The following is a 23,658-nucleotide window of genomic DNA, read 5'->3' on the forward strand; positions in this document are numbered from 1 at the left end:
CGGGAGGTCATTACAGATGAAAAAGAAGCTTTGGAAATCAGCGCTAAGCGCAGCATTAATTACAACACTGCTGGCAGGCTGCGGCTCGAACAGCGGTACGGCAACCAATAATGGCACAGAGACAGGCGAAGGCGGCGCGAAAACGGTCAAGCTCAAAATGTTTATCGCTCAGCCAAGGCTCAAAGAAAGCTACGATAAATACATTGCTCAATTTGTAGCGAAGGAAAAAGCAGAGAAAAACATTGATGTTCAAGTTCAACTTGAAATGCCGACAGCAGACACGGCTCCGCAAATTTTGAAAACAAGACTGGCTTCCAATGATGCCCCGGACGTGTTCGCCGTTCATGCGATCAATGAAATTCCTTCGTTTTACAAAGCAGGCTATTTGGAGGATTTGTCCGGACAGCCATTTGTCGACAAGCTACTGGACAGCGTGAAGCCTTCCGTTACGACAACAGACGGTAAAATCGTTGCCGTACCTATGGAAACGCTGTCATGGGGATACGTTTATAACAAAAAGATTTTCAAAGACCTCGGCTTGACGCCGCCAACTACTTTGACAGAAATGAAAGCGGTTATCGCGAAGCTGAAGGAAAATAAAATAACGCCATTCCTGCTGTCCTACAAGGAATCATGGATTCCGCAGCTGTTCCTGCCGCTGGCAGTAGGAGCTATCTCAAATACGACAGATAAAGATTTTGTGGAAAGAATGAACAAGGACGAAGGCTCCTTCAACGAAATGAAAGCGATGTTCGAAGTGATCGATCTGGTCAACCAGAATGGTACGGATAAAGCGATGGAGGTAGGCGGCGACGATGGATCAGCAGCTTTCGCTACAGGCAAAGCGGCTATGTGGATCCAAGGACCATGGTTTGCAGAATCGATTCTAAAAGCAAATGCCGATATGGATTTTGGCGTAGCTCCGCTGCCGATTAATGATGATCCTAATGCAACGATGATCAACCTGAGTACATCTACTTCACTCGTTGTATCAAAAAACAGTGCGAACAAGGAAGTGGCACTGGACTTCGTCAACTACGTGCTGGATGACAAAGACTCTAATGCTTTTTACGAAGAGCTCAAATTTAATCCGGTTGCCAAAAATCATTCGTTCACCACTTATCCTTGGGTAGAAGATGCAATGACTTACGTTAAAGAAGGCAAATCGTATTTGGATCCTTCCATCCCGCAAGCGGTTAAGGATGAGTCAGGCAAAGCGCTGCAATCGTATTACGCTGGACAACTGTCGCAGGATGGTGTTATAGCGGCACTCGACAAGGCATGGAAATCGTTTAACAAAGTAAATAAATAAAGAAGGAATGGCGAGCAGGGCGGGATAGAGCGAGAGGCTTCCCACCCTGCAGAGCCTTCCCATCATCATCTTAGGAGAGGTGAGCAACCGTGCCAATGAAGGGTGTTTTAAAAAGATATGTATCGCTGCTGGCCTTCGTCGCGCCTGCATTTATTTTGTACGCCATTTTTCTGCTGATTCCGACTATTGGCGGTATGTATTACAGCTTTACAGACTGGAATGGACTGAACACCAACTATCAATTTATTGGTCTCGACAATTTTGTGGAGGCGCTGAAGGACGACCCGGATTTTGTCCACTCGCTGCTGTTCACATTAAAATATGTGCTGTATATGCTTGTGCTGCAAAATGTAATCGCACTGCTGCTTGCCGTTCTCATTGAATCGCGGAGCAAAAGCAAAGGATTTTTCCGCACGATATTTTTCATGCCAAACATGATCAGTATTATTATTAGCGCTTTTATGTGGACATTCGTGTTTACACAAGTGCTGCCGCAGCTGGCGGAAAAAACAATGTTCACCTTCCTGGATCAATCCTGGGTTGGCGATCCGAAGTTTTCCTTCTATGCGATTTTGGTTATCTCGCTCTGGAATGGCGTCGGCTACATGATGATTATTTATTTGGCCGGCTTGCAAGGGGTGCCGCAAAGCTTGATGGAAGCGGCTATTATCGATGGTGCGAATCCGCTGCAGCGCTTTATGAAGGTTACGCTGCCGATGATTACACATGCCATTACGATTTGCTTCTTCTTGACGCTGAACGGCGCTTTTAAAGTGTTCGAGGTCGTATATGGATTTACGGGCGGAGGTCCGGGCCGGTCGACGCAGGTTATTACGATGAATATTTATGAAGAGGCCTTCTCGAACAACTTCCGCTACGGCTATGCCAGCGCGAAATCGGTCATTTTATTCATTATCGTCTTGATTTTCACACTCATTCAGATTGCAGTCATGAAAAGAAAAGAGGTGGAGGCATGAGAAACAGAAGCGCGAGCTCGTTATTTATTACGCTGTTTCTTTCGATCGGCGCCGCCATTTCCTTCTTCCCTATTTATATGGCCATTGCCAACTCGTTTAAAACGCAAGGAGAAATGTTTCAATCGTTCGTGGCTTTGCCGTCTGCGCCAACCTTTGACAACTACGTGCAGGCTTTTCACAAAATCAATATGCTTAACAGCACGATAAATTCGGTAATCGTATCGGTGCTGGGCATTGGCGGCATCGTGTTCTGCGCCGCTCTAGCGGGCTATAAGCTGTCTAGGACACCAGGCAAGGCGAGCGCGGCCATCTTTTTCCTATTCGTCGCTTCGATGCTCGTGCCCTTTCACTCGATTATGATTCCGCTTACCCGCATGGCGAACGGCTTGTCCGTACAGGGCAGTACTTATGGCTTGGCACTTATTTACATTGGACTAGGCGTCAATATGGCCGTATTTCTCTATCATGGTTTCGTAAAATCGATTCCGCGCGAGCTGGAGGAAGCGGCTCATATGGACGGCTGCGGCGAGTTCCAGACGTTTTTCCGGATTATTTTTCCGCTGCTGCTGCCGATTACGGTGACGATTGCCATTCTCGATTTCCTATGGATCTGGAATGACTTCCTGCTGCCGATGCTGATGCTGACGGATTCGGATCATTATACGCTTATTTTGTCCACGAACACATTGTTTGGCGAATACAACAAAGAGTGGACACTCATCCTCGCTTCGCTTGTACTGACGGCGATTCCGGTTATTATTATTTACGCCTTCTTCCAGCGCTTTATTATGGAGGGCATTACAGAAGGAGCAGTGAAGGGCTAATGGATAAATTATTATACGGCGTTGCTTATTACGATGAATATATGCCTTATGAGAGGCTGAGTGAAGATATCCGCATGATGAAGGAAGCGGGCATTAACGTAGTCCGTATTGCCGAATCTACTTGGAGCACGCATGAGCCGCAAAATGGCGTATTTGATTTCAGCTCGGTAGACCGCGTGCTGGATGCGATGCATGAAGCAGGTATCCATGTTATCGTGGGAACGCCAACTTATGCGATACCGACCTGGATGGTCAAGGAGCACCCGGATGTGCTTGCTATAACAGCAGCCGGACCTGGCAAATATGGCGCGCGCCAAATTATGGATATTACGCATCCGGTGTATTTGTTCCATGCTGAGCGGATCATTCGCAAGCTGATCGAGCGCGTCAGCAAGCATCCGGCGGTAATCGGCTATCAGACGGACAATGAGACAAAACACTACGGCACGGCTGGGCCGAATGTACAGCTGCGCTTCGTCAAATATATGCGCGATACTTACGAGACGCTGGACCAGGTCAATGAGCTATTCGGCCTCGATTATTGGAGCAACCGCATTAACAGCTGGGAGGACTTTCCGTCCGTTGTCGGAACCATCAATGGCAGCTTAGGCGCAGAATTTGCCAAATTCCAACGCGGGCTGGTTAATGAGTTTCTTGCATGGCAGGTAGGCCTTGTCAATGAATACAAGCAGCCAGGGCAGTTCGTGACGCAAAACTTCGATTTTGAATGGCGCGGTTATTCCTTTGGCGTTCAGCCGTCGGTCAACCATTTCGAAGCGGCGGTGCCATTCGATATTGCTGGTGTAGACATCTATCATCCGTCACAGGATGAGCTGACGGGCATTGAAATTTCATTTGGCGGCGACATGACACGTTCACTGAAGGGCAGCAACTATTTGGTGCTGGAAACCCAGGCGCAGGCATTCCCGCACTGGACGCCATATCCGGGGCAGCTGCGGCTGCAGGCGTTCAGCCATGTGGCATCTGGCGCTGATATGGTTGCTTATTGGCACTGGCACTCGATCCATAATTCGTTCGAGACGTATTGGAAAGGGCTGCTCAGCCACGATTTTCTGCCTAATCCGGTTTATAACGAAGCAGGGACGATCGGACGGGATTTTGCCCGCCTGAGCGATGAACTGGTGCATTTGCGCAAGCAAAACAACGTTGCCGTTATGGTGAGCAACGAAGCGCTGACAGCGATGGAGTGGTTCAAGCTGCCGGATGGCAAATTGTACAATGATGTTGTGCGCTGGTTGTATGACGAGCTGTACAAAATGAACATCGGCTGCGATTTTATTACGCCAGCTTGCGAGAAGCTGGATGATTACAAGGTCGTCATTGTTCCGGCTTTGTATGCCGTACCGGATCTGGCGCTTGAGCGGCTAAATGCTTTTGTCGAGCAGGGCGGGCATGCCGTATATTCGTTCAAAAGCGGCTTTGCCGACGAGCGGATAAAAGTACGGACCTCGCAGCAGCCGGGCATTATTGGAAAAGCGTGCGGCGTCGGCTACAGCCTGTTTATCGATCCGAAAAATGTCGGGCTGAAAGGTGCAGGGCTGGATGCAGCGCCAGGCACGGTTACGAGCTGGATGGAGCTGCTGACGCCGCTTACCGGCGAAGTTGAGGTGCTGGCGCATTATGACCATCCGCAGTGGGGCGAATATGCGGCCATTACCCGCAACCGCTACGGCAAAGGTACGGCGACATACATTGGCTGCCTGACGGATGGAGCTTCTGCCCATGAGGTGCTGAAGGGCACCGTTCAAGAGGCGGGACTATGGGGTGAAGATCAGCAGGTCAGCTTCCCGATCATCGTGAAGCATGGGGTTAATGGGCAGGGAGCGCAGCTGCGCTACTATTTCAACTACTCTGCTGAGCCGGTATCCTTCGTTTATCCGCATGCAGCGGGACATGAATTGCTGGAGGGCCGTCCGGTCGGCAGTGGCGAGCAGCTTACGCTTGCACCGTGGGGCGTGCAAATAATTAAAGCAGGATAACTCGAAATATAGAGAAGTAAACAAGGCGCGACGCCTTCGCATTTTGCGAAGGCGTCGCGCCTTTGTTGGTTAATATACTTTTTTGTGAAAAATGGTGTTTTGCCTGATGCCGACCTTCCACCCTTATTCATAAGATAGTGGAATAGGATAGCCATTATCCAAATATGAGAGAATGCGGAGGGAGCCATGAATAAGGTCGCCTTCATTACAGGTGTGACAGGACAAGACGGCATGTATTTAACCGAACTGCTGCTAGCTAAAGGTTACATTGTTCACGGTTTGAGACGGCGCAGCTCGCTGGCGAATACAGGGCGGATCGACCGTATTGTGGAGCAAGCGAATCGCGTAGAGCAGCGATTGCATTTGCATTATGGCGATTTGACGGATTCGACAAACTTGGTACGGCTGGTACAGGACATTCAGCCGGATGAAATTTATAATTTGGCGGCGATGAGCCATGTGCATGTCAGCTTTGATATGCCGGAATATACAGCAAATGCCGATGGCATCGGTACTTTGCGCCTGCTCGAAGCCATAAGGCTGCTTGGTCTGACCCATAAAACGAAAATTTATCAGGCGTCCACGTCAGAGCTGTACGGACTTGTGCAGGCGGTTCCACAAAGCGAGACGACACCATTTTACCCCCGCAGCCCTTACGCGGTCGCCAAGCTGTATGGCTATTGGATTACGGTCAATTACCGGGAAGCATACGGCATGTATGCCTGTAACGGCATCTTGTTCAACCATGAAAGCCCGGTGCGCGGAGAAACGTTCGTCACGCGAAAAATAACCCGCGCTGTTGCCCGCATCGCCTCTGGCCTCCAGCAGACGCTGGAGCTCGGCAACTTGTCGGCCCAGCGTGACTGGGGCCATGCGAGGGATTATGTAGAAGCGATGTGGCGCATTCTCCAGCAAAACGAGCCGGAGGATTATGTCATTGCCACGGGGCAGACAACAGAAGTGCGTGAGTTTGTGCGGCTTGCTTTTGCCGAGGCAGGCATCGAGGTTGCTTTTACGGGCGAGGGAGCGGATGAGTTGGGCCATGTGGTCAGCTGCAAGCATCCTGAATACCAGCTTCCAGTTGGCCAATTGGTCGTCCAGGTTAACCCGCGATATTACCGCCCGACCGAGGTGGAGCTATTGCTTGGCGACCCGGGAAAAGCGCAGGCGAAGCTCGGCTGGACGCCAGCGAGCAGCCTTGCTGATCTCGTCAAGGATATGGTCGCCGCCGACTTGGAGGAGACGCAGCGCGTAGCAGATTTGCGCAAGCTGGGTTATGATGTGAGTTTGGATATGGAATAAAAGCATAAAGAAAAAAGCAAAAAGCAAAAAGCAAGCGGATGGGCGGAAAGGTCGCCTGTCCGCTTGTTTTGTATGGGCTGAAGCGATTTTAAAAGCTGGAACCGTTAGAGTTGAGGAATGATTCAGTCAAAAACATAGAAATATTAGGATTTGGAGGAAAATGTTTTATTTTGTCGAATATCCATTTATATCAACGAAATAACACATGTTTCCAAGTGGTACTGGTAGTAGATCGACTACTGATGTATGGGGTTGAAATACAAATTGGTTAATAAAATGGCAACTTGAAAGTGTACAAAAAAGAAACCAACCTGGGAGGAGGCATACATGTGATTGGATATGATCGCTTGCGGGTAGAAGGCCCCTGCAAGCTGAAGCATATCACGGATGTGGCGATGAGCTGGAAACCGGGCGAGCATGGGACGCTGCGAATTAGCGGAATGGTCGAGGAAGAGCTGCGGACGAATGCCACGCTGGAAGCGGTGTGGCAGGATACAATCGCGTTGTACGACGAAGAAGAAGGCGCGCGGAAGCCTCTGTTTAAGGGAGTCGTCACATCCGTGCAGACGGTGCATCGCAATGGGGTGTACACGGTCGAGATCGAGGCGGTATCGGGAAGTATCTATAGCGATCTGAAGAAGCGGAAGCGATCTTTTCAGGATACGAGCCAGACATATGGGGCCATTATGACCACCGTGCTTCGTGCATATTCAGGTGGGGATGTGCTGCTTCAACAGGGAGAGAAGGAAAAGCCATCCGAGCCTGTCCTTCAATATGAGGAAACGGATTGGGAGCTGATGAAACGTCTAGCGAGCCAGTTCCAGTCGGTTGTCGTCTGTGATATATTGGAAGAAACGCCGAAGCTGTTTATTGGGATGCCGGAGGGAAAAGAGCATAAGCTGCCTGATGGCGCATCGTATACGGTGAGCAAGGATTTGGCGGCTTTTCAAAAAGCAGGCGGAGAGGCAGCAGGCCTGCATGATACGGATTTTTTCGGCTATGAAATACAATCCAAGACGTTCTATCGCTTAGGCGACCGCTTTAAGATTCGAGGATATATTGAGCTAATCGTATCGTCGATGACGGCGCGTTTAGAGAAGGGTCAGCTCATCTATCACTACCGTCTGTCGCGGGAAGCGGGGATACGAGAGCAGCGGATCTTGAATACAAGACTGTCGGGTCTGACACTGCAAGGAGAAATTCTGGCGGTGAAGGGAGAACAGGTGCAGGTGCATCTGGCGATCGACGATAAGCAGGACAAGGGAACAGCGCACTGGTACCGTTATGCCCCAGAGACGGGAAGCGCGATGTACAGTATGCCGCAGGTAGGGACGAAAGCGAATCTGTATCTGGCAGATGCAGGCGGTCAAGAAGCCATCGTCACTGGCGGCGTGCGAACAAACGGAGCGAGTGCGGAGAAGACGGCAGATCCGAATAACCGTTATTTTGGGACGGAGCATGGCAGTGAAATGAAGCTGTCCCCAACAGGAGTTGAGTTTACAGGCGGAAGCAAGGAGCCGCTGTTTTTGAAGCTGGACGATGCCGTAGGCATTATCTTGAGTAGTCCGCGCAAGCTGACGCTGACGGCGAAGGAAGAGATTTCGCTGTTCACACCGAAGCGTGTAGTTATTGGTGCACAAGCGTTACTGGTCGCAAAGAAGACAAGTGCGCCAAGCGGGATCACGCTGGAAGGCGAGTACAATCTCATGGGGGCGCAGATCCGAACGGAAGGAAAGGATCGGACGAGCTATGCGCCGTATGACGATGCGCCAGTAGAAGGCGAGCCACCTCCGCCACCGCCACCGCCGGAAAAGCCGCCATTCAGTTGGGGCAAACTAGCGAGGAATGTACTGGCGGGATTGGCTGTTGTTGCGGTAGTTGCTGTAGCGGCAGCGTTTACGGTAGCGACGCTGGGAGCGGGAGCAGTCGTTGTAGGTGCGGTGTTGGCTGGAGCGGCGATTGCAGGAACCGCCGCAGTCGTGAGCCAAGCCGTGTCCGATATTGCCCGTGGTGAGGTCAGCGATATGGGCACGTATGTTTCAACGGCCTTCCGAGAGACGGTCATTGGGGCGATATCTGGGGCGGTGTTTGGCCCGTTCGGTCCGATGGCGAATCTAGGTGGACGTATGGCATTTGGTGCGGTGCAGAATGGGTTTGAAAGCGTCATTCGTCAGACAATGGAAGGCAAGGGCTTTAATTTTGGTGCACTGGCGCTGGATATGGGAATCGGCGGATTAACCGGTGGTATAATGGATTCACGTCTCACGAAGGCAATCGGTAACAAGATCGCTGGTGCGAAAATCGTGAAGACCTTAGGCAACGCATTTGGTGATTCGCTGAATAAAATGACGGGCTGGATTGGAAAGGCCGCAGATGTGGTTAAAGCGAAATTGATACGTGATGCATTGGATATCAAGGATGCAGCAGCTACTGGTTGGAAGAAGCTTCAGAATGCCTTGACGATTAAGAAGGTGGGGGATGATCTTGTTCCCGCAGGTCCTGGAGGAAATGTTAAACTTCATGATAGTCCTGATTCGATACCTTCAAGTCCGTCACAGCATCATAAGGATTTCTTTAGCGAATCTGAAGCGGGTAAGAAGGAATTAGCGGATCGTTTGAAGAATGAGGCTGAGGGGATGGGTAAACCTGATTTTATAACAGATCCTGTTGAAATGAAAAAGCATATCACAGTGCCTGAAGATGGATTTCAAGCATTCCTTGAGCGGAAGTACATTGAGATTAGAAAATCAGGGCTTGATGACATCGCAACTGTTGCTAAAAATACAGGATTAACAGAAGAACAGATATTAAAAATGAAAAGGCACTTATTCTTAGATACTAAACAGTTATCTGTTCGTGGTAAACCCTACGAAGAATTATATTTTCAAGCTGATCCTGATATTGCACATGCATGGCAAAAGGCACAAAAGGGAGAACTTAATGATGCAGAAAAAGAATGGTTTAGGAAACTAGCAAATCATGAGATTAAAGAAAAAGAATATATGGATGGAGGTATGCCATTAAGGGATAGTTCAACATGGAATGCAGAAAAAGATACATTTGATGTTGTTCCAGAGAAAAATGCACATGATAAAGCAGATGTAACAGATCCCAATCCCCCACCGTTTCCTGATTATGATGCTTCTAAGGATTTCAATAAACATTTTGATAAAGATATCGAATACTAATGAGGTGAACGAAGTGTATCTTGAGAGTGCGAAATTAAAAATAAATAATATACATTGGGATAATATAGGAACAACTTCGACTGATGAAGATTCTAAATTAGGTTATGAGTTTTTAAGAAGATTAGCTCTTTTTTTTAAAGAGGAACAGCTAAAGCCCCTACCACCAGCTTTTACAAATATAGCGAAATTGCTTGGTGACGTTGAGGATGAAATAGAGATTTCAATGTATTGTAGTTCAGAAGCAGTAGAGTTTTTAAATAAAAATTTATATATACAAAGAATATTTGAGTATTATTTACAGCTAGCTAAGTATGCAGACAAATCACCAGTTGTCCATAAATACTTAAATATTTATGAACTCTTAATAAAAGTTTTTGAAAGAGGTGGCTCATTTTCTATTAAACCGCTTGCATTAGATATAACAAATGTTGCTCATTTCCCTTTGAATGAATGGTATACTAGGTTTTTGGAAAAAGAACCGATTGACATTAAAGACCTTTAGTCTTTGAATAACGAAAAATTCAAATAATTTGAAAGGCATACTATGAACTATTGAGAATATATCGGAATTGTCAAGAGTTGGATGATAATTCTGAACTGTCAATAATTCTATGTAGTCAGCCATAAAACCATATACCCAATAACGCCACAATGCGAGCTAGCAGCCGTGTTGTGGTTTCTTTTTTATCCGCCTTCATTATCCAAACGATTCAATCTTACAAGCGGCGGCTGTTCAAAATACCCCACCCAGTGCCGAATGAACTCATCATTCAACCGATAACATATTTAACCCATGTAATACTCGTATGAAGATTTCTCGACTTCGGTTGTACGTACATCAAATCCAAGTAGCTAAAGGGAAGAACAAGAGACAGCGTAATCCCCTATTCTACGAGTTCTACCAACGGAAGCTAGCGGAGGGCAAGACCAAGAAACAAGCCCTTATAAGCGTCATGAGAAGGCTTGTGAACATTATCTATAGCATGATGAAGAACAAAACCGAATACAGGGTGGAGAGTCCCATAACGGAACTCAAAGCAGGATGATATAATGGTGGTAATTGGTAAAAAAATTGCCGCCTTCCCTTTAGTAGAGTTTAAGATTACAACATAGGGGACGGGTAAAGTTGTTATCAAACTTGAGCCAAGAGGTAACCCGATCAATGTTCCAATAGAGGTACGACAAGACCAAATTGCTCTTCAAACATATGAGAAGTTGAGATCGACAGGTTTAGATATGCAAGAAATTCAGACATTTGCTAAAAATACAGGATTAAGTCTCGAAAAAGCAAAAGCTTTAAAGGAACATATGATTCTAACAAAACATGAAAACCTTGTTAATCAGTATGAGGGAACGTATTATTCTGACTATTTCCATCCTGTTTGGGATGTTGCGTACGGTTGGGAGCGTGCTTTAAAGGGAGAACTACCAGCAGACGAAAAAGCGTACTTTAAACAATTAGCTGATCATGAATTAGCGGAGTCACGATTAATGCAACAAAGTGTACCTTATAGAGATGTAGGCGGAATTGAAAATCAAAGATTTACAGGGGATCCTCCGGGTGCTCATGAACTGGCACCACCTCAACCTGATAACTATCCTAATTTTAGACCTGATATGCGTGATCCAAAATAAAACGGATTTTAAATATGCAATAAAGAAAGAAGGGGAAACGTTGGAAAGGTTTGAAAAAGCAGTACAAAGAATTATAAATATTGATTGGAGCGTCAGGAAGCAAGACCTACCTTCACATGCATTACTTGTAACTGAATTTATTAATAGGGGAAACGTTTTTAGGGATGTTTATTGTCTTGAAAATAAAATGCGTAAACCCATATACAGTGCAGCTCAGATCATAGGTGTTGAAGAAAAAATACTAATTGATATTCAAAAAAAAGTTGAGGAATTAGATTTATTAAAACAAGGTTGGACGGTAGAGTTCTTGTGCAAATATTTTTTAGAATGGGAGTGGGCAATTAGCGTTGGAGAAAAGATAGATGTACGTTTTGAAGATCTTTATGAACCTATAATATTGTTGTTTGAGAGGGGGGGGAGAGTTAGTTACCATCATAATGAGCTTGTTTGTGGAAAATATGGATGGCCTCAGAATGTTTATCCTTTTCCAAGAACAGAGTTTAATGAATTGAACATGGAGAGACTAGATGAAATTGATGGAGTAGAATAATTTATACAATAATTTTATATAAATTATCCTGTATGAACAGTATATATCGTACAATACAAGCATTAGCACCACAATGCGAGCTATCCGCTCGTGCTGTGATTTTCTTTTTATTTGCCGATTTAAAATACAACTTAGGGGACGGGGAATACTCTCCCGAGTAGAGTGCCTGATCCAAACACTGTTCCAAGAGGGAATCCGGCAAAGATAAGACCTCAAGACGATCAAGCAATTAAACGGGGGCGAACTAGAGAGAATGAAGCTGCTGAAATATTAGCGAAAAATGGTTATGACATTGAACTAAGTCCTAATATACCTAATACGGTTAAAAATCCTGATTTTCTTATCGAAAATAAAATTTTTGATTGTTTTGCACCCGATAAAAATAAATCTCCTCGAAATATAGCATCTAAACTTAAAGAAAAGGGTAGCCACACACCCATCAGCCCGAATAAGCTTCCGTCCCCACCAATAGCGTGGAGCCGGAAGCTTATTGTTTTGGAGCTAATCAGCCGCTTTATAACAGGCTTTCCCGCAGGCAATCGCAAATGTAGGCGATGTCCTGTTCATTCAAGCCGCCGTAGGTCGGCACATTCAGTCCTTGCGCAGCAATGCGGTTTGCGACGGGGAATTCCTCGTTGCGCTGCATGCCTTGATACGGCGGAAGCACATGCATCGGATAAAAGAACGGCCGCGTTTCAATGCCGCGTTCTTTCAGGCGTTCCATGAAAGCGCCACGCTGCTCTTCGTTATAGCCGTTCAGCAGGATGCTGAACATCCAATAAACGTTTTTCGCCCATGGCTGCTCGGTAGGCAGCGTGAAGGCGCTGTTTCCTTCGAGCTGCTTGCGGTAAAGCGAGGCGACGCGTATGCGCTCGCCGACATGCCAGTCGATGTTTTCCATTTGCGCGCAGCCGACCGCCGCTTGCAAGTTCGTCAGGCGGTAGTTGTAGCCGATGACAGGAAACCAATATTTGCGGGCGGGATCGATGCCCTGTCCGCGCAAAAGCTGCATTTTGCGGGCAAGCTGCTCGTCATTGGTCGTAATCATGCCGCCTTCGCCGGTTGTAATGATTTTGTTGCCGAATAGGCTGAACGTTCCCGTATGGCCAAGCGAGCCGGTCCGCTTGCCCTTGTATTCTGCACCGGGCGCTTCCGCAGCGTCTTCCAGCACAAACAACCCATGCCGCTCCGCAATTGCCGAAATAGCATCCATATTGGCAGGATGCCCGTACAGATGGACGGGAATGATGCCCTTCGTCCTCGGAGTAATAAGTCCCTCCAGCAGCTCAGGGTCCATGTTCCACGTATCCGACTCGCTGTCAATGAAGACCGGAGTGGCTCCGCAATACGTGACGGCATTGGCTGTAGCGATAAACGTCAGCGTTGGGACGATGACCTCATCTCCCGGGCCTACCCCGTGAGCCAGCAGCGCCAAATGCAGAGCGGTTGTGCCATTGCTGCAGGAGACAGCAAATTTCGTCCCGCAATAGTTGGCGAAAGCTTCCTCGAACGTATGAATATATTTGCCTGTTGAGGAAATCCAGGTGGAATCCAGGCAATCCATCACGTATTTTTTCTCATTTCCATTAAAAATCGGAACGGCAACCGGATAAAATTTGTCGCCCAACATTATGCCTCCTCCGTGTTACGTTCGCTCTTGGTTCAAAAGACGCTTCACTGTGGCGGGAACGCCAACGGCAAGCGTTTGGTCCGGAATATTCCGAATGACGGCGGCACCGGCCCCAATCATACAGCCTGCGCCAATGCGAATGCCATCGATGACAACGGTGCCTGTTCCAAGAAAAGAGCCGTCGCCGACGGTTACGCCGCCGGACAGCGTGGTGCCAGGTGCCAGGTGGCAAGCCTCGCCAATGATGCAATCATGGTCAACTGTTGCAGCCGTGTTAATAATAGTGAGGGAGCCAATTCGGGCATCCGGCTGAATGATGCCTCCCGGCATAACCGCAATGCCATAGCCAAGCGTGGCGCTGGGAGCGATGTAAGCTAAAGGGCTTATGGCATTAATCAGCTCAAAGCCGAGGCTTTGCACATGGCGGGCAAGCCGCAGCCGCACCGTATTATCGCCAATCGCGATAAAAGCATGGCGTACGCCCTGCTCCAGCAGCAGAGGGAGCAGGGCATCATCGCCAAGCACAGGGACATTCAAGACCTGCCCGCCTTGCTCGCGGCCGATGCAGCCAATAACCTCATATGTCTGGCTGGTCCGAAAAATATCAACGACGACTTTGGCATGTCCGCCGGCTCCAACAACAATGGTACGATAAGGATTCGCTGAAACAGCATTCATGCCGTATAGGCTCCTTCAACTATAAAATGAGGGGGTGATGCAGCTACTCCCATCATATTCAAAGGCCGGAAAATTGCTTCACATGCAGCCGGGCAGTCGTCCATTTTTTCAAATATAGTTGAAATCCCTAGCAGGCGGGGGCATGTGCCGTTGCTATTTATCAGCGGGACAATACGCTATGGAGAAGGCAGAGCGATTGGAGGCGTGATATGAAACGCAAAAGAGCTCGTAAACAAGGAACAGCGAAGCGCGGCTCGCATAGCCGCATATCGCGAAGAAAACGCGGCAAGCAGGCGCGAGTTGGAAAAGTAGCAAGGACAGGAAGACGCAAAGGCAAGCGGGGCGGCAGGAAACTGCGCGGCTCGAAAAAAAGCAGGAATAGGCAGAAGGCAAACGAACAGATACAGCTTGCAGTCGAGCCGCCGGCACCGGTCGAGCCGCCTCCAGCACCAATAGATACGGAGCAGTTAAAAGCGAATAATGCGGCATTCCGGCACGGATTGCCCGCAGGGGCACCAATTGTAGAGCTGCTGCGCCGGGTATTCCGGTTGGGGGACGAAGATTTTATATGGGAGCTGTATCGTCAGGTACTCCAGCGCGAACCGGATATCGAAGGCTTCAACGGCCATCGCAGCCATTTGGCCCACGGTACGCCTCGGGCGGTTATTGCTGCGGCTCTTCTTCAGAGTGCAGAGGCGGAAGCTATTTTTTCCCGCGTGCCATCTGGAGAAGCGAATACGACTGCCCACCTGATTCAGCATTTGTTCCCCGCTGCGGATTTGGATTTTATTCATGGCATTCACGTGCAAATGCTCAATCGGGCACCGGATAGCAATAAAGTAGGACGATACACGACGGCCTTGAAGCAAGGACTGCTGCGGCGCGCATGGATAGCGAGCCTTGTCATGTCGAAGGAGTTCGGCCTGCTCATTGAAATGGCTTATTTGCCTCCGCTTGCAGCAAGTGCAGCCCGTGTAAACAGCCGTCAAATCGGTATGTTCCTTTGCTTTGGGGTGCAAATTGCGATGGATGGCGAAGGCATTGGCCGTTTCATCGTTCGTTTGTCGGAAGGTTTACTGGCGCTGGAGCATGAGTTCACACTTCATGTGGCGACAACGGAAGCAAATTATGCCGAGGCTGCGGCTGTTTATGCCCCGCTGCTCGCGGTTTATGGCAATCGCTTGAGACTGCACCGTACAGACAGCATGGATACGGTGAATCGCAGCGTGCCTGCGGATATATGGATTGTGCCGTATGTAGGGATGGCGCTCGCGCAATATTTGGAAAAACCTTATATGGTTTGTCTGCATGATCTCGTATATTTGCATTTGCCTGAGCTGTACAGCGCGTATACCCAGCATTACCAATATATCCATTCTGTAGCGCAAAAGGTGACGGAAAAAGCGGCGAAGGTAGTCTTCGCTTCCGAGTTTACGCGCAATCATGAGGGGTTGGAGTTTCTTAAGCTGGCTGTCCATAAAACGGCTGTCGTGCGCTTTGCAGCGCCGCATGAGGAATATGCGGTTTTTCAAACGCATAGCGAGGAGAAGTTCCGCCATGCCTATAAGCTGGATGGTCCATATTTGACCTTCCCGTCGGTGGTAAGGCTGCATAAAAATCATGAAGGCCTCATCAAAGCCTTTTCGCTGTTCAAGCAGACGGAAGCAGGAAGAGCTTCTGGGATGAAGCTTGTTTTTACAGATGATCTTGGAAACCGCCCGCGGCAGCAGGAAATTTTGGCAGCGCTCAACGAAATTGCCGATCCCGTTATCCGCGGCTCAATTGTGTTTATGGGGCGCATAGCTTCGGCAGATTTGCCTTCCCTATACCGCTATGCCGCAGGCACAATCGTCCCGACGCTCTTCGAGGGAAGCTGCCCTTTTCCTATACTCGAGTCGCTGCTGATGAATACGCCAGTCGCCTTCGGAAGACTGGAAGTGGTGCAGGAGGTTATCAGTGACATGAGCCGCTTCGCAACCTTCCATCCGCATAATATCCAGGAGATGGCGGACGCTATTGCACGTCTGTCACTGGAGGGAAAAGAGGTTGTCCCACTTCAGCAGGCCGCACTTAGCGGCGCGTTGAACAGGAGATGGCTGGATGTCGCAGGAGATTATGCAAACGTCATTGATGAGGTGCAAGCAGCTGCCGATTAGCGCAGCTGCTTGCCATAATACCGCCAATACGTATCGCGAAAAACGTTCAAATAACGCTTTGCCACATCATCCCAGCTTTCAGCTGGATCATGAATGCCCGCTACAGCGGCATTTTTGTATTCATCATAATTTGCAGTCAAATCTTCAAGCGCTTGAACGATGGAATCGGGGCTATGGGGGTTGAACCAGGCGATTTTGGCACTATGCCGCGCCAGATGCTCGCGCATGACCGGAATGTCCGAGCAGAGCACCGGAGTACCGAGGCGAAGCGCTTCTTCGACAGGATAGCTCCCGCCACCTTCTGAAAGGCTGGGCATAATGAGCGCCCAGGCATTTTTAATGAGCGCGGGAATATCCTCATCCCCTACAAAGCCGAGCGGGTAAAGATCACGATTGACGACAAGGCCTGTTCGGCGAATGGTGGAAATGAGCGTTGGAATCCAGCTGTGCTGCGGTGTGCAATCCGGAAACGGCTGCCGCAGCGTTTCAGTTAAATAGCCGGTGAGCACTAGCGGGCATTTCGTGCGCCCCTTCCAGTGGGACAAGGCTTCGAGCAGATTGTTATGGTTTTTATGCGGCGAAGTATTGGATGGGTAGATGATGTATTTGGACGGAATGCGGGCAGCGGTGGCTGGAGAGACCTGGCTTGCATATTGTGCGGCAATCGGTGTAATGGCATGGGGCACAACAGTTGCCGATTGATTGCGGGCGCCGAAATGGGCAATGAGGCGATTTTTCACATGCTCCGAAGAAACGACGACGGACGTGACGTGGTCCAGCCATTTTTTCGATAAAATCCAGTGGCTCTTAAGCTGCTCCCCATCCATAAATGGCGGTACATAATCGAACATCGTCGTATCGTGAAAGGTGCAGACGGTTGGACGGTCAAGCGCGTGATAGGGGTGGGTGTGCGGCCAGTAGTAATAGACGACGTCGATACCGGCGAGCAAATAGGAATTTTGGTCGGAATCGATGCTGTACTGGGTGGATACCATCTCAACCTTGCCTAATGCACGCAGTTCCGCCACGTTGCGTATGAGGGAATCGGGTGAGAGGACGAGCCTGATCTGCTCGACGTCCGGCTGCCTGGCCATAGCCGAAATTAAATTATGGAGCAGTCTCATCCCACCGCCGATGGAAAAATGGACAGACCATACAAGAATCCGCATTGTTATAAACCTCCTGCTGGCGACGATGCTGTCTCCTGCCTAATAGGAAGGATGCCAGCCGTTGCTCCGTGAAATATGATAAGTGTTGCGCTTGCGAATTCAATATATGTTGGCGCGAGGGCAGTTATTCGCAGCAGGAGCAATGTCCAGGCCCGCAGCGGGTCTAAATGCCTGCGAGCTTCAGCACATGTTCAAGCTTATTGATATTAACGACAATATTGTCTGTTCCAACGAAGGGCTTGGGCGGCTGCTCCACCTCGCATACGATTTCATAATAGTCTACGCCAGCATGTGCGCATAGCTTCCAGAAATAAGGGTCAACGAAGGTGGAAGGAGCAAGCTCAAAAAGAGCTGCGCCCGGCTCGCAAAAAGCGATGTTGATGCTGCCGCTCCCGAAGGGAGCCACAATATGCTGCGCTGACGAGAAAATCGCGATTTTCTCTGCGGTAGAGAGCGGTGTGAGGACGATTTCCCTGAAGCCCTTGCCTTTGAGAAAACGGAGAACCTCGTCCTCGTTGGCGACAAAGCGGGCCGCGGCATCCTTGCGGGTAATATAAAGACGCTCAAAGCCTTTTTTGGCTTTCACACGCCGGTCAGCTTTAAGCCGCTTGGCCATGAAATGCGATGCCCACGGCGGACATTTGCCGACCATCAGCGGCACCGCCGGCACGATTAGGCGGTCGGCGAGCAGATGGAAGTCTGCATCCTCGACCTGAATGCACTTATGGAGCGGAATGCCGAGCATGGCGAGCGATTCATAATGAAAGGGGTGAAACAGCTTGCCAATGACATATTTGTCAATTGGAATGCCGCTTTTCTCCAGCAAATGGAGCCTAGGCAGCAGGTCGAAAAACCAGTGTCCAAAAATGTTTTGCGTACACGCCTTAATATGCGGCATGTTCCAGCCCCAAATGAGCGTGGCGACCGTTCCCTTGAAATGCTGAGGCTCTGGCAGTTCCGAGAAATCAATGAGCGGACAGTCGAGCTCGACATCACGCAGCCGCTTATTGTCCGGCGTAACAACATAAGCATTGCTCGTCACCAGCCGTCCGCCAGGAATGGCCGCTACAAAAGCTTCGTCAAAGGCAGAAGTCGTCACCCAGCGGGGCTGATCGATGCCTTTGCCCGAAGGAAGCGTCAGCATTTCAGCTGGGTAAATGACTTGATAATAATAGGAAAGCAGATCGGGAGGGACAGCCGCTTGCTGCGCCCAATCTCTCGTTTTTTCATAAAACTGCTGAGGGATAGTGTAGATAGGGATCGCCTCCTTCAATCCTGATTATGCAGCGCGCTTGGCGTAGCGTATCGTTCTGCGCGCTGCATAATGCTAGAATTGCAAAATATGCTTCTATCTCTAACCGTAATGATCGGCAAGCTCCTGCTGCCGCCCAATGATCGGCTGGAAGCTGGCTGGGCAGCCTTTAGGGAACAGAACACCTAAACCGTTGGAATGCTCGAAATGCAAATGAGGCATTGCCGAAAGCTCCGACCAAAGCCGATAAACACCAAAATCTGCGAGCCGAACAACGGTGTCATGAAATAAAATGATGCCGCCCTCCGCAAGCTTCGGAAGCCAAGTCGTGTAATCGTGCAGAACGGCTTCGTACACATGATAGCCGTCAATATGCAATAGCTGAATGGAACCGTCGGGAAAGGCAGCCAGCGCCTGGTCAAAGGTGCCGCGCAGCGGTGTTCCGATTCCGGGAAATTCACGAGCGCTTACAGCATTGACCGCAGCATACATCGAATCATCAAGCGAACCGTAAGCTCCGGTATGGGCATCGCCCATCCATGTATCCACCGCATAACATGCGCTTTTCAACTGAGCATCCTTAATTGCTTGGCAAAAGCTGAAATAGGATGTGCCGTACAGCGTACCTAGCTCCACAATTAGGCTTGGGCGTGCAAAACGGACAAGATCATAAGCAAATTTTCGATGCCCGGACCAAGCTCCGCCTGCAATAAAGCTTGCGGGAAGCTCAGGTGCTGCATCTGCAATAAATTTCGGGTTGTGAAACGTCCAGTCCATAATATCCCCCTGCCTTGCAAAATAGAAGCATAACTACACTATCCTATGTGCAGCTTGCCAGATAGGATAGGGCAGTTGCGCCAAGTCAAAGCGCACATTTCTCCTCTTTATAGACGTACAGCCGCCGTTGCGCGCGCTTTTCCCCTACATACAATGACAACATAAACGAATATATCCGAATGGATGCGAGGTGGAATAGGTTGAGAAGCCGCAGTAGAAAAAGCGGCCGTGCGGGAAGAAGAACCCCGCGCAGCTCACAAGGCGGCATTCGCCGCCGCACGGCCAGACGTCCGGCGGTCCGCAGGCGCAGACAGCGCAGGGGTCAGGCGCAGCGCGGGGGGGCGCTGCAGCCTGCGATCATCCGAGGAATGTGTGCAAAAGCACGAAACGGCGGGCTCGCAGCGGGCTTAACGACGAGACAGGAGCCTGAGCCAGCCGATGAGCAGCAGCATCTGCAGCGGTTATGGCATAGCTACTGCCTTGCGGCGGGCGGAGCAGCTTCTAAATCAGCATATTTGGCCTGTATGAAGGCCTTCATAGAGGGATATTTTGCCGCTACGGGAAGCCCGGCGCCAAATTGGGTGCTGCTGCCGACTAATCGGACGGTGGCGGCGGTCGTGATGGCGATGAATGAAGAGGAATCCATGGCTTCGATGATTCGACAATTGGAGAGGCTTCCTCTACATGAAATCGTCGTCGTCGTGAACGGCTCGACCGACATGACGGCGAGCAAAGTTCGGGAGAGCGGCAAAGCTGTACTCATTCATTACGCTGGAGCACTCGGTCATGATGTGGGACGGGCGGTGGGCGCAAGAACAACGGTTTCGGATATCGTATTGTTCGTCGATGCGGATATTCCGGTTGCTGCGGAGCAATTGCTGCCTTTTATTGAAGCAGTCGCTGGAGGGACGGATATGGTGCTCAATAATTTATCATCTTATATGGGAAATTTTTCGGGAAGAGATGAAGTTATGATGCTGAAGGAGTTCATTAACCGCTCGGTGAACCGGTCCGATCTTACGGTTAATTCCTTGACTGCCGTTCCGCATGCGCTCTCCCGCAAAGCGATTGAGGCGATTGGAGCAGCGCATCTGGCCGTTCCGCCGAAGGCGCAGGCGATTGCGCTCCGATATGGCCTCAAGGTAGGTACAGCGAGCATGGTGGATGTCATTCGACATAATCGGCTGCGTCCGGGAAATGTAGGCATGGGCAACCAGGTAGCGAGGCTTATTGTAGGCGACCATCTGGAAGCACTGGCGTGGATGATGAACGCGGGAAATGCCCGCCTGCAATATACGGACGGAGTAAGGGATCGCAGAAGTGCTGGCGGAGGAGGGGAATAGATGCTGACCAGTATTATTATTCCAACCTACAACCGCTTGCCGCTGCTGCAGGAGGCGATTTATTCCATTCGCAGCAGTACACCGGAAGCTTATGAGCTGATCGTTGTGGATAATGGCTCAACGGATGGCACAATCGAATTTTTACGTGAGCAGCATATTACATTTGTCGGCTTGCCGAGCAATCAGGGCTTTCCCGCCGCCTGTAATTGGGGGCTGCGTCTGGCCCGCGGGGAGCAACTGCTGCTGCTGAACAATGACGTGCTAGTGGCGCCTGGTTGGCTTGGCAAGCTGAGGCAAGCTTTATGCAGCAGCAAGCAGGTTGGCATCGCGGGGCCGATGTCCAACTTTGTAAGCGGCAGGCAGCAAATCAAAATGCGCGGCAATTATATGGAGATGGCGGAGCAGCTTGGCACAGAGGCGGCAGGCAATTATGAGGAGGTCAACCGATTGGTTGGCTTTTGCCTGTTGTTTTCACGGGAGCTGATGGACCGAATTGGTCTGCTGGATGAGCGTTTCTCGCCAGGCCATTATGAGGATGATGACTATTGCTATCGTGCGCGGCAAGCAGGCTACCGACTGCTGATGGTTAAGGATACATTCGTTTATCATCATGGCAGTGCAAGCTTTAAACAGGAGGGCGAGGATGCGGTAGAGCGTCTGCTTGCCCGCAATCGGATGCTGTTTTCAGACAAATGGGGCGTGGATCCGCAGCAGTTTATTTAAAATATAAAGAAAGGATATCGTAACGCTATCCTTTCTTTATATTTCTCGGAATGAAACGCGCTGCGCCCCCAAAGGCCGGCGACAGCCGTTTCACCTTGACCAAATCCAAATTTTGCACCAAAGCAGGAGGTGTTCAGCATGAAAACAGCGAGAAGGCGCAAAGCCTCCAGCATTCCGATTAAGCGGCGGAAGAGGCGTGCCGTTTCAAAGAGGAAAAATCGCTCGGCAAAGCCCGACAAGCCGCAGGCGGCTAAGGCACCCTATCAGGATGGTTATCAAATCGGTCATCAGGAAGGCTACAGCAAAGGCTATGAAGATGGAAGCAAGCAGGCAGAGGAAGAAAAGACAGACCACTCGCACGGCTGGGAGCTCGCTGAGAAGGCTGGCTACGAGAAAGGGCTGAAAATCGGACGCTACGAGGGCGGCGATGCCATCATCGACGAGCAGCTGTCGGAAACTCATGTGCTTCCAGATACATCCGTAGCACAGGTAATCGCATCGGGCATCGCTGCGCTAGGAGAACGCATCATCCACCTTTTGACTGCTGAGCAGGTGGCAGGGCGATTGCTGGAAGCGCTGGAGCAGCGCAAGCCGCTATCTGTCGTGCGTCTTGGTGATGGTGAGCTGTTGACGCTGGCACAGGAGAGTGTGCTGCCGACTGAACAGATTCGCCAGGAGGGCGGGTTTTTAGAGTATGCCGGAGTGAAGGTGCCGGACATTGCTGCACGCGACCGCTTGCTGGCAGCGGTAAAGCGGGCTGACATTGTAGGCATTCCAAAGCTGCGGCAGCCGAACTACCAACGGCTGGCCACGGACGTTTTTCAATCGTATGGCATTGACTTTCGCAGCAAAGTGCTGACAGATTCGCTCGTCAATTATCGTTTGTATCAGGACGGTCATTTGTCCCGCCTGATGAAAGGACGAAAAGTGCTTGTTGTTGGGAATTTGGCGCAGCCGCTCGCCGAAGTGCTCGCTGAGAGCGGCGTGGCGGTTGCAGGAGCTGTTGCGCAGGTTCAAGGAATCCATGATGTGGACCGGGTGATGGGGGAGATCAGAGGGCAAAACTTTGATCTGGCGTTAGTGTCAGCGGGCATTGCGGCTGTAATCCTTGCGGATGCGATAGCAGCAGAAATGGGCAAGGCTGCGCTTGATTTCGGCCATATGGCTAATGCAATCATCAAAGGGGAGGCGCCATTGCAGGCTTAAATCGGTGGCAGCAGCGTTAATCAGACTCTTTCTCCTCATAATTAAGCCGGTGAAGCGAAACTCCACCGTAAAGCTCTTTCTTAAAGCGATCTTATGTAAACCGTCCCGTGAGGGACGGTTGTTTTGCTGTAATGGACGCAGCAGCTTAGGAAGGGATAGTGCCAATTGTAGCAGTAAGCGACGAGTAAGTGATGTCAGCTGTAGTACCTGCCGCGATGACGACGCCCGATACTGTAACTTGCAGTTCGTACGTGTGACTGCCAGCAGCCAGACCGCCGTTGAAGTAAGTGATCGGAATCGCTCTTTCTAAAGAGAACAATCCGAGCAATGTGATTGCAAGCAAGTCGGTGCTTACTACTGTAGCTACAGTGACGCTATCTTGCAGCAGGTCTACAGTAATGGTCGGGTTGAGCGCTACAACCAGAAGAGCAGTAAAGTTAAGGGATACATTAACGGTACCTTCAATAATCACCTGGTTGGAAGTGGCCGTTACCGGAACAATCAGAGTTGCAGCAGTGACAGCTGTAGCAGCAGCTGGGATAGCAGTCGGAACAGCACCTTGGATACCTACAACATGAGAACCGGGACCAGCAGGTCCAGTTGCGCCTGTTAGACCAGTCGCACCAGTAGGTCCTGTTGGTCCGGTAGGGCCAGTAGGGCCAGTCGCACCAGTAAGTCCTGTAAGGCCAGTTAAACCAGTTAATCCAGTTTCACCCATAATTGATTCATCTCCTTTCAATCATATATCACATCATATGTTGATAGAGCGTAATAGCAACGGTATTTGTCCAAGAATAATCGTATATTTTACAAAATGATAGATTCTAAAGTCTGACTCAAGCGATCCGATCAGTCTTCTCCTGGCAAATGCAATAAAGGCGGCGATAAATGCCCGATTTGCGGCAAGGGCAGGCAATTCGTCCACTATGAAAGCTC

At 49.8% G+C, this 23,658-nt stretch carries 19 protein-coding genes and 2 pseudogenes; 15 read left to right on the top strand and 6 right to left on the bottom strand.

Annotation, left to right across the window (positions count from 1 at the left end):
* Nucleotides 1–16 precede the first annotated feature (16 nt).
* The 11 genes and pseudogenes from AC50X8_RS20295 to AC50X8_RS20345 form a co-directional block, all read left to right on the top strand.
* Nucleotides 17–1,312 (top strand): ABC transporter substrate-binding protein, encoded by a 1,296-nt coding sequence (locus AC50X8_RS20295; protein ID WP_494863994.1) that lies wholly within the window; start codon nucleotides 17–19, stop codon nucleotides 1,310–1,312.
* A 95-nt stretch (nucleotides 1,313–1,407) separates the two neighbouring features.
* On the top strand, nucleotides 1,408–2,289 hold the full coding sequence (locus AC50X8_RS20300; RefSeq protein WP_430154609.1) for a carbohydrate ABC transporter permease: 882 nt from the start codon (nucleotides 1,408–1,410) through the stop codon (nucleotides 2,287–2,289).
* Nucleotides 2,286–3,113 (top strand): carbohydrate ABC transporter permease, encoded by an 828-nt coding sequence (locus AC50X8_RS20305; RefSeq protein WP_056038436.1) that lies wholly within the window; start codon nucleotides 2,286–2,288, stop codon nucleotides 3,111–3,113. The genes AC50X8_RS20300 and AC50X8_RS20305 overlap by 4 nt, the downstream gene beginning before the upstream one ends.
* Entirely contained in the window at nucleotides 3,113–5,113 is a 2,001-nt protein-coding gene (locus AC50X8_RS20310; RefSeq protein WP_494881193.1) for a beta-galactosidase, read from the top strand. The genes AC50X8_RS20305 and AC50X8_RS20310 overlap by 1 nt, the downstream gene beginning before the upstream one ends.
* Nucleotides 5,114–5,299: 186 nt before the next feature.
* Nucleotides 5,300–6,415 carry a GDP-mannose 4,6-dehydratase gene (gmd, locus tag AC50X8_RS20315; protein WP_494863992.1) on the top strand — a complete coding sequence of 372 codons (1,116 nt, stop codon included), beginning with the start codon at nucleotides 5,300–5,302 and terminating at the stop codon, nucleotides 6,413–6,415.
* A gap of 329 nt (nucleotides 6,416–6,744) precedes the next feature.
* Nucleotides 6,745–9,603 carry a contractile injection system protein, VgrG/Pvc8 family gene (locus AC50X8_RS20320; protein WP_494881195.1) on the top strand — a complete coding sequence of 953 codons (2,859 nt, stop codon included), beginning with the start codon at nucleotides 6,745–6,747 and terminating at the stop codon, nucleotides 9,601–9,603.
* A gap of 13 nt (nucleotides 9,604–9,616) precedes the next feature.
* Complete coding sequence (locus tag AC50X8_RS20325) at nucleotides 9,617–10,105, top strand: hypothetical protein (protein ID WP_494881197.1); 489 nt, start codon at nucleotides 9,617–9,619, stop codon at nucleotides 10,103–10,105.
* 325 nt (nucleotides 10,106–10,430) lie between these two features.
* A pseudogene (locus tag AC50X8_RS20330) lies at nucleotides 10,431–10,649 on the top strand (IS110 family RNA-guided transposase); the annotation flags it as partial.
* Between the two features lie 190 nt (nucleotides 10,650–10,839).
* Nucleotides 10,840–11,238 (top strand): hypothetical protein, encoded by a 399-nt coding sequence (locus tag AC50X8_RS20335; RefSeq protein ID WP_494881199.1) that lies wholly within the window; start codon nucleotides 10,840–10,842, stop codon nucleotides 11,236–11,238.
* Nucleotides 11,225–11,788 (top strand): hypothetical protein, encoded by a 564-nt coding sequence (locus AC50X8_RS20340; RefSeq protein WP_494881201.1) that lies wholly within the window; start codon nucleotides 11,225–11,227, stop codon nucleotides 11,786–11,788. Before AC50X8_RS20335 ends, AC50X8_RS20340 begins: the two co-directional genes overlap by 14 nt.
* Before the next feature lie 162 nt (nucleotides 11,789–11,950).
* Nucleotides 11,951–12,169: pseudogene (locus tag AC50X8_RS20345) on the top strand (hypothetical protein); the annotation flags it as partial.
* Between the two features lie 133 nt (nucleotides 12,170–12,302).
* Here the strand turns inward: AC50X8_RS20345 and AC50X8_RS20350 are convergent.
* Nucleotides 12,303–13,418 (bottom strand): DegT/DnrJ/EryC1/StrS family aminotransferase, encoded by a 1,116-nt coding sequence (locus tag AC50X8_RS20350; protein ID WP_056038409.1) that lies wholly within the window; start codon nucleotides 13,416–13,418, stop codon nucleotides 12,303–12,305.
* A 15-nt stretch (nucleotides 13,419–13,433) separates the two neighbouring features.
* Nucleotides 13,434–14,096, bottom strand: coding sequence for an acetyltransferase (locus tag AC50X8_RS20355; protein ID WP_494881203.1), 663 nt, complete (start codon nucleotides 14,094–14,096; stop codon nucleotides 13,434–13,436).
* A gap of 209 nt (nucleotides 14,097–14,305) precedes the next feature.
* On the opposite strand from AC50X8_RS20355, the gene AC50X8_RS20360 reads away from it, so the two are divergent.
* A complete protein-coding gene (locus AC50X8_RS20360; protein WP_494881205.1) occupies nucleotides 14,306–16,252 on the top strand; it encodes a DUF4214 domain-containing protein in 1,947 nt (648 codons plus the stop codon).
* Here the strand turns inward: AC50X8_RS20360 and AC50X8_RS20365 are convergent.
* The 3 genes from AC50X8_RS20365 to AC50X8_RS20375 form a co-directional block, all read right to left on the bottom strand.
* A complete protein-coding gene (locus AC50X8_RS20365; protein WP_494881207.1) occupies nucleotides 16,249–17,421 on the bottom strand; it encodes a glycosyltransferase family 4 protein in 1,173 nt (390 codons plus the stop codon). The two genes, AC50X8_RS20360 and AC50X8_RS20365, sit on opposite strands and share 4 nt — an antisense overlap.
* 163 nt (nucleotides 17,422–17,584) lie before the next feature.
* Nucleotides 17,585–18,694 carry a glycosyltransferase family 61 protein gene (locus AC50X8_RS20370; protein WP_327204931.1) on the bottom strand — a complete coding sequence of 370 codons (1,110 nt, stop codon included), beginning with the start codon at nucleotides 18,692–18,694 and terminating at the stop codon, nucleotides 17,585–17,587.
* Nucleotides 18,695–18,775: 81 nt separating this feature from the next.
* Nucleotides 18,776–19,450: a class I SAM-dependent methyltransferase gene (locus tag AC50X8_RS20375; RefSeq protein ID WP_056038397.1), complete on the bottom strand. Its 675-nt coding sequence runs from the start codon at nucleotides 19,448–19,450 to the stop codon at nucleotides 18,776–18,778.
* Nucleotides 19,451–19,650: 200 nt separating this feature from the next.
* Here AC50X8_RS20375 and AC50X8_RS20380 point away from each other — a divergent pair, with 200 nt between their 5' ends.
* The 3 genes from AC50X8_RS20380 (at nucleotide 19,651) to AC50X8_RS20390 (ending at nucleotide 22,722) form a co-directional block, all read left to right on the top strand.
* Complete coding sequence (locus AC50X8_RS20380; protein ID WP_494863982.1) at nucleotides 19,651–20,793, top strand: glycosyltransferase; 1,143 nt, start codon at nucleotides 19,651–19,653, stop codon at nucleotides 20,791–20,793.
* Nucleotides 20,794–21,516 (top strand): glycosyltransferase family 2 protein, encoded by a 723-nt coding sequence (locus AC50X8_RS20385; protein ID WP_494881210.1) that lies wholly within the window; start codon nucleotides 20,794–20,796, stop codon nucleotides 21,514–21,516.
* Between the two features lie 138 nt (nucleotides 21,517–21,654).
* Nucleotides 21,655–22,722: a GT-D fold domain-containing protein gene (locus AC50X8_RS20390; protein WP_063892608.1), complete on the top strand. Its 1,068-nt coding sequence runs from the start codon at nucleotides 21,655–21,657 to the stop codon at nucleotides 22,720–22,722.
* Nucleotides 22,723–22,867: 145 nt separating this feature from the next.
* Here the strand turns inward: AC50X8_RS20390 and AC50X8_RS20395 are convergent, their stop codons facing one another.
* Nucleotides 22,868–23,440 (bottom strand): hypothetical protein, encoded by a 573-nt coding sequence (locus tag AC50X8_RS20395; RefSeq protein WP_056038390.1) that lies wholly within the window; start codon nucleotides 23,438–23,440, stop codon nucleotides 22,868–22,870.
* Nucleotides 23,441–23,658: the final 218 nt, after the last annotated feature.

This window comes from Paenibacillus sp. JT22N15 (assembly GCF_059383755.1).